The sequence below is a fragment of the Candidatus Egerieousia sp. genome (assembly GCF_056211015.1).
Genome location: NZ_JBAELF010000072.1, coordinates 1 through 4,391 on the forward strand (window position 1 = coordinate 1; position 4,391 = coordinate 4,391).

General features: G+C 48.3%; 8 protein-coding genes. 4 read left to right on the forward strand and 4 right to left on the reverse strand.

Going from position 1 to position 4,391, the window contains the following annotated elements; all coding sequences use genetic code 11:
* The coding region (locus AC06L3_RS05285; RefSeq protein ID WP_475669587.1) for a tyrosine-type recombinase/integrase at positions 1-160 on the forward strand (160 nt) is incomplete at its 5' end.
* Between the two features lie 6 nt (positions 161-166).
* On the opposite strand, the gene AC06L3_RS05290 is transcribed toward AC06L3_RS05285, so the two are convergent.
* The 3 genes from AC06L3_RS05290 to AC06L3_RS05300 form a co-directional block, all read right to left on the reverse strand.
* Positions 167-475: a GNAT family N-acetyltransferase gene (locus AC06L3_RS05290; protein WP_475669580.1), complete on the reverse strand. Its 309-nt coding sequence runs from the start codon at positions 473-475 to the stop codon at positions 167-169.
* Between the two features lie 75 nt (positions 476-550).
* Positions 551-709, reverse strand: a complete 159-nt coding sequence (locus AC06L3_RS05295; protein WP_475669581.1) for a hypothetical protein — start codon at positions 707-709, stop codon at positions 551-553.
* An 80-nt stretch (positions 710-789) separates the two neighbouring features.
* Entirely contained in the window at positions 790-972 is a 183-nt protein-coding gene (locus AC06L3_RS05300; RefSeq protein ID WP_475669582.1) for a hypothetical protein, read from the reverse strand.
* A gap of 298 nt (positions 973-1,270) precedes the next feature.
* Here AC06L3_RS05300 and AC06L3_RS05305 point away from each other — a divergent pair, with 298 nt between their 5' ends.
* The 3 genes from AC06L3_RS05305 to AC06L3_RS05315 all read left to right on the forward strand — a co-directional run bounded on the left by AC06L3_RS05305 (position 1,271) and on the right by AC06L3_RS05315 (position 3,987).
* Positions 1,271-2,074: a tetratricopeptide repeat protein gene (locus AC06L3_RS05305; RefSeq protein ID WP_475669583.1), complete on the forward strand. Its 804-nt coding sequence runs from the start codon at positions 1,271-1,273 to the stop codon at positions 2,072-2,074.
* A 330-nt stretch (positions 2,075-2,404) separates the two neighbouring features.
* Complete coding sequence (gene obgE / locus AC06L3_RS05310; protein WP_475669584.1) at positions 2,405-3,397, forward strand: GTPase ObgE; 993 nt, start codon at positions 2,405-2,407, stop codon at positions 3,395-3,397.
* A complete protein-coding gene (locus AC06L3_RS05315; protein ID WP_475669585.1) occupies positions 3,376-3,987 on the forward strand; it encodes a phosphatase PAP2 family protein in 612 nt (203 codons plus the stop codon). The genes obgE and AC06L3_RS05315 overlap by 22 nt, the downstream gene beginning before the upstream one ends.
* Here the strand turns inward: AC06L3_RS05315 and AC06L3_RS05320 are convergent.
* A partial coding sequence (locus AC06L3_RS05320) for an adenylate kinase family protein (RefSeq protein ID WP_475669586.1) occupies positions 3,984-4,391 on the reverse strand: 408 nt, incomplete at its 5' end. The genes AC06L3_RS05315 and AC06L3_RS05320 overlap by 4 nt on opposite strands.

The window sequence follows — 4,391 nt, forward strand, 5'->3', positions numbered from 1 at the left end:
CGGACGCCATACCTTCGCCACTCTCACTCTGACTTACGGAGCAGACCTCTACACCGTTTCCAAGCTTCTCGGCCACTGCAACATCCGCACAACTCAGATATACGCCAAGATAGTCGATGAGAACAAGAGAAAGGCTGTAAACCTTGTGCCGAAAATTTAGGCCAGCTTACTCTGAGAATCGCTTCAAATCGTAGTACATCAGCACTGTGTCTTCTTCATCATCGCTTGATATAAGCCTTTCGAAATGATTCTGCTGATAGAAATCCACTGCTGAACGAAGAGCATCAACAGTAAAATACCGACATCCGGCTCTATTGTCAGAAGAGTACCACTGCTTCACAAGACCAAGAATTTTGGAGCCGAATCCACGACCCTTATATTCTTCACTTACTGCAAGACGACCTATATTGATAGCTGGATATGAGCGTCTGCGCTTCGCATTGGGAACATCCTCATTTGATTCCAAAAAAGCCATTCAAATCGGAATCTCCGCAATCGAATGGCTTGATGATATCTGTTTGGGGATTGAAGCGTTTGAATTTTATTTCCATCACAAAGCAAATGTTGCTACCGACTGGAAAAATTCATATGCTCTTTTCGCCTCCTCCTTCTCTTCCTTAGAGGCCGGCGAAACATTCTGCGATGCCACCTCAAATTTGAGGGCATCTTCTCCGGTAAGAACCGGTGTTTCTCTGATAGGTTTTGCCATAGCTTCTATGTTTTTTGCAATAATACGAAGAATTCTTTAATCAACAATAAAACCATCCATATAAATTTGCTGCCGTTACCTCAGACGAGGTAGCGGTTTCTTTTTCTGTGGCCACAAATAAAGAGACCATTGTTCAACCCAAGGATTACGTATGCGGCGCAGTGCAGACAGAGCCTGAACTGGTTGGCTGAGAACCTGCTGCAGGACATCCTGTCGGCCTTGAAGTCAGTCGAACGTGCGCACCTCTTCTCCGGTGGCCTCATGGGATGCAATGGCCGACTTGGAGCCAGTTTTGCCCGCTGCGGGCTCAAGTTCAAACAATGTCGGAAAAGTTTGGTAATCTGCGGAAGAAGAGGTAATTTTGCTCATGAAGTAAAGGGAAAATTCAGATTAAGAACCCGTTTTGAAATGGTTCACAAAATTTGTTATAGAAGATTTTTGAGGATAGATTTTCTCTTGAAGAAGGCGCAATGCCAAAGCATTGTAACTGATGAAAGAGGAAATATGGACCAAAAAGATACATAAAAAAAAGTTAATTATTTCAAAACAGGTTCTAAAAACATGAAAAGGTTTCTTTTGCCTTTAATCCTTTGTGCTACTATTATTTCATGTAATAGTAATAATAAAACAAAGTCTGTCGAAATTGAATACGACAAATCAGATACAACCGTTGTGATGTATTTTGATCAGGGATATTCTGATGCAACAGGCGGTATTATGGTCGCTAAGCGATTTGAAGACATTCTTGCTCTTTCACAAGAAGGAGATATGAAAGCTCAATTTAGTCTGGGACGTTGTTATCTCTATGGTGAACACGTAAAACAATCGTATGAGAATGCATTCAAGTGGTTTAAGTTAAGTGCAGAACAAGGGTTTGCGATGTCTCAGCAAGAATTGGGACTTCTATATTACCAAGGTAATGGAGTTAAACAATCTTTTGCTGAAGCTGTAAAGTGGTATAGGAAGTCAGCCGAACAAGGTTATTCATACGGAGAACATTGTCTTGGAGTTTGTTACGAACGTGGCGAAGGAGTACAGCAATCATATGAAGATGCGGTTCAATGGTACATGAAAGCTGCTAACCATGGACTTGATGTTTCAAAAATTAATCTGGCACTTCTTTGCGAAGCAGGAAATGGAACACCACAGAATCTGGAAACCGCGTATAACATATACTCTGAACTTGCCAAAAAAGGCAATAGCAGAGCACAGTTGTTTTTGGCAGACTATTATAGGCAAGGCATATTTGTAAAGCAAGATATGAACGAAGCAGTAAAATGGTATATTGAAGCTGCTAACCAGGGCGAAGAAGATGCTGTTGCATGGCTTCAGGAACTTGGCGTTGTGAAATTTTCCGAAAACTAATGAAAAAGATATTTTCCCATTGATACTTATATTGACTGTGTGTCCTCGTTTTCATTACAACGAGGAATACGCACACAAAGCGTTCTGATTCGTTATACTCTGAATATGAAGATGCAATATGTGAGTCGGTGGAAGATGACGGACAAATTCACTATCTTTGCACGTCAGAAGGATGAAACTTGACATAAATTGCAATATCCGTGCAACAAAGCAACTTTATAAATTTATGCTTGTTATGAGGTTTGGTTTTGATTTTCCGGCAAAAACTGTTGCATATCTGTTGCACGGGAGTCTTTCAAGTTTCACTGATTTACTGACAACACGAAAGTTATGGCCGATTCTAATTTCATAGACTACGTAAAGATTTTCTGCAGGAGCGGCAACGGCGGGCCTGGTAGCACGCATCTGCGCAGGGAGAAATACATACCCAAGGGAGGTCCTGATGGGGGAGACGGGGGCAACGGAGGCAGCATCATACTGCATGCCAATCCGCAGATATGGACCCTCATAACCCTGAAGTACCGCAAGCATATACATGCGGAGGACGGAGAGGCCGGAAGCGGTGCGCTGCGTCACGGTAAGAATGCGGAGGATATCATTCTGGAGGTGCCTGTGGGCACTGTGGCACGCGATGCGGAGACGGATGAGGTTCTCTTCGAGCTCACCGAGCCCGGAGAGTCCAGGGTGCTCTGCCCCGGTGGCAGGGGAGGGTTGGGCAACGACAATTTCAAGTCTCCGACAAACCAGACACCGCGCTATGCGCAACCGGGTGAGCCGGGCGTGGAAGGGTGGTACATCCTCGAACTGAAACTGCTGGCGGATGTGGGTCTGGTAGGCTTCCCCAATGCAGGCAAATCAACATTGCTGAGCGCGATTTCCGCTGCAAAGCCCAAGATTGCCGACTATCCCTTCACGACGCTGGAACCGCAGTTGGGCATCGTGCGCTACCGCGATGAGAAGTCCTTCGCGATGGCCGACATCCCCGGCATCATCGAGGGTGCACATGAGGGCAAGGGTATAGGGCTGCGTTTCCTGCGCCATATCGAGCGCAACTCGATACTTCTGTTCATGGTGCCCGCCGACAGCGACGACATCGCCGCCGACTACCGCATATTGCTCAATGAACTGAAACAGTATAATCCCGAACTGCTCGTCAAGGGGAGGCTGCTGGCCGTCACCAAATGCGACATGATAGACGCCACGATGGAGACGGAGCTGGAGGCCGGGTTGCCCGGTGATCTGCCTCATGTTTTCATCTCATCACTCACAGGGGAGGGTATCACCGAATTAAAGGATATGATATGGAAGGAGTTGAACAATTAGCCTTTGCGACCGGTCCGGAAGGTCTGGACCAGCGCATCAGCCTTTGGATGAACAGCATCAACAGCCCATGGAGCGATTCCTTCTGGGCCTTCATGTCCGGCATCAAGGTCTGGATTCCGCTGTATGTGCTTGTGGCGGCGCTGTTGATATGGCGACTGGGATGGAAGAAGGGACTGGTGGCCATCGCCTGCATTGCGCTTGCGTTCTTCTTCAATGAAAGGGTGAACAACCTCATCAAGGCGCTTGTAGAGAGGGTCCGTCCCTGCAACAGTCCGCTCATGCTCGCCCTCGGGGTCAACGTGCTGGAGGAAGGAGGGGGCTTCAGTTTCCCTTCCGGCCATGCCTGCAACAGTTTCGGCTTCGCGCTTGCTTCAGCCCTCTGTCTTAAAATTGACCGCCGCCACAATTGGGGTTGGTATGCGGTGCTCATTGTCACGTGGGCGGTGCTGGTTGGCATCAGCCGCGTGATGGTGGCTCGCCATTTCCTCGGAGATGTGCTGGTGGGTGCCGTCATCGGTTCGGCGATGGGTGTGCTCTGGGCCTTCATCGCCAGATGGGTCTGCACCAGATTCGGAAAACAGCTTGGCTAGAAGCAGCGGTTGAGAATTACGTCAATCAGTTCGCGTACCTGCTCGATGGTGCCACGTCCGTCCGCTTCGTGATATTTGCCACAGGCTTTGTAGAATTCCACAAGTGGCTCGGTTTTCTCGTGATAGGTCCTGATGCGGTTCTGGATGGTCTTGGGGTCAGCATCGTCGACACGGCCTTCGATGCTTGCCCTGTGGGCTATCCTTTCGGCAATCATCCCGTCGGGGATCATTATGCTCACGACGCAGCCAACCTTGTCGCCTGACCTTTTCAGCATTGCATCGAGGTCCTCTGCCTGGGAAATCGTCCTGGGAAAGCCGTCGAGCAGGAAACCGTCCACGCCGGTTGTGTTTCGAAACTTGCTCTCGAGCATACCCTCCACCACGGTGTCGGGAACGAGATTGCC

Bases quoted from the DNA above. Each gene is read 5' to 3' on its own strand.
- AC06L3_RS05300 (WP_475669582.1), bottom strand. From the start codon at position 972: ATGAGGCCACCGGAGAAGAGGTGCGCACGTTCGACTGACTTCAAGGCC.
- AC06L3_RS05305 (WP_475669583.1), top strand. From the start codon at position 1,271: ATGAAAAGGTTTCTTTTGCCTTTAATCCTTTGTGCTACTATTATTTCA.
- AC06L3_RS05295 (WP_475669581.1), bottom strand. From the start codon at position 709: ATGGCAAAACCTATCAGAGAAACACCGGTTCTTACCGGAGAAGATGCC.
- obgE (WP_475669584.1), top strand. From the start codon at position 2,405: ATGGCCGATTCTAATTTCATAGACTACGTAAAGATTTTCTGCAGGAGC.
- AC06L3_RS05290 (WP_475669580.1), bottom strand. From the start codon at position 475: ATGGCTTTTTTGGAATCAAATGAGGATGTTCCCAATGCGAAGCGCAGA.
- AC06L3_RS05315 (WP_475669585.1), top strand. From the start codon at position 3,376: ATGGAAGGAGTTGAACAATTAGCCTTTGCGACCGGTCCGGAAGGTCTG.